At 43.3% G+C, this 1,253-nt stretch carries 1 protein-coding gene; it reads left to right on the forward strand.

Going from position 1 to position 1,253, the window contains the following annotated elements; all coding sequences use genetic code 11:
• Positions 1-1,253, forward strand: a 1,253-nt coding sequence (locus tag AN963_RS00020; RefSeq protein ID WP_152985588.1) for a sialidase/neuraminidase family protein, incomplete at both ends; no start/stop codon positions are given.

Below are 1,253 nucleotides of genomic sequence, written 5' to 3' on the forward strand. Positions count from 1 at the left end.
ATCTGTATGATAATTGGAATAGTTAGCTTAATGTTGCAGATTGGGAACATGATTTCAATATTGGTCAGTCATTCAATTCAAACAGGGAATCAACACCAAGCTGAACCAATCAGAAATACTAATTTTCTTACTGAGAACGCTGTGGCTTCAATAACATTAACGGGCAGTTCATCTCTTTGCCCCATTAGAGGATGGGCTGTACACAGTAAAGACAACAGTATAAGGATTGGATCCAAGGGGGATGTGTTTGTAATTAGAGAGCCGTTCATCTCATGCTCCCACATGGAATGCAGGACTTTCTTTTTGACTCATGGAGCCTTATTGAATGACAAGCACTCCAACGGGACTGTCAAAGACAGGAGCCCTCACAGAACGCTAATGAGTTGTCCTGTGGGTGAGGCTCCCTCCCCATATAACTCGAGGTTTGAGTCTGTTGCTTGGTCAGCAAGTGCTTGCCATGATGGCACCAGTTGGTTGACAATTGGAATTTCTGGTCCAGACAATGGGGCTGTGGCTGTGTTGAAATACAATGGCATAATAACAGATACTATCAAGAGTTGGAGGAACAACATACTGAGGACTCAAGAGTCTGAATGTGCATGTGTAAATGGCTCCTGCTTTACTGTAATGACAGATGGACCAAGTAATGGACAGGCATCATATAAGATCTTCAAAATAGAAAAAGGGAAAGTAGTTAAATCAGTCGAATTGAATGCTCCTAATTATCACTATGAGGAATGCTCCTGTTATCCTGATTCTGGCGAAATAATGTGTGTGTGCAGGGACAATTGGCATGGCTCAAATAGGCCGTGGGTAACTTTCAATCAGAATTTGGAGTATCAAATAGGGTATATTTGCAGTGGGGTTTTCGGAGACAATCCACGACCAAACGATGGGACAGGGAGCTGTGGTCCAATGTCCCTCAACGGGGCATATGGGATAAAAGGGTTTTCATTTAAATACGGTAATGGTGTTTGGATCGGGAGAACCAAAAGCACTAATTCCAGGAGCGGTTTTGAAATGATTTGGGATCCAAATGGGTGGACTGGAACGGACAGTGAATTTTCAGTGAAACAAGATATAGTAGCAATAACTGATTGGTCAGGATATAGCGGGAGTTTTGTCCAGCATCCGGAACTGACAGGATTAGACTGCATAAGACCTTGCTTCTGGGTTGAGTTAATCAGGGGGCGGCCAAAAGAGAGCACGATTTGGACTAGTGGGAGCAGCATATCCTTTTGTGGTGTGAATAG

The sequence above is a fragment of the Brevibacillus choshinensis genome (assembly GCF_001420695.1).
In the GTDB taxonomy this organism is placed as follows: Bacteria; Bacillota; Bacilli; order Brevibacillales; family Brevibacillaceae; genus Brevibacillus; species Brevibacillus choshinensis.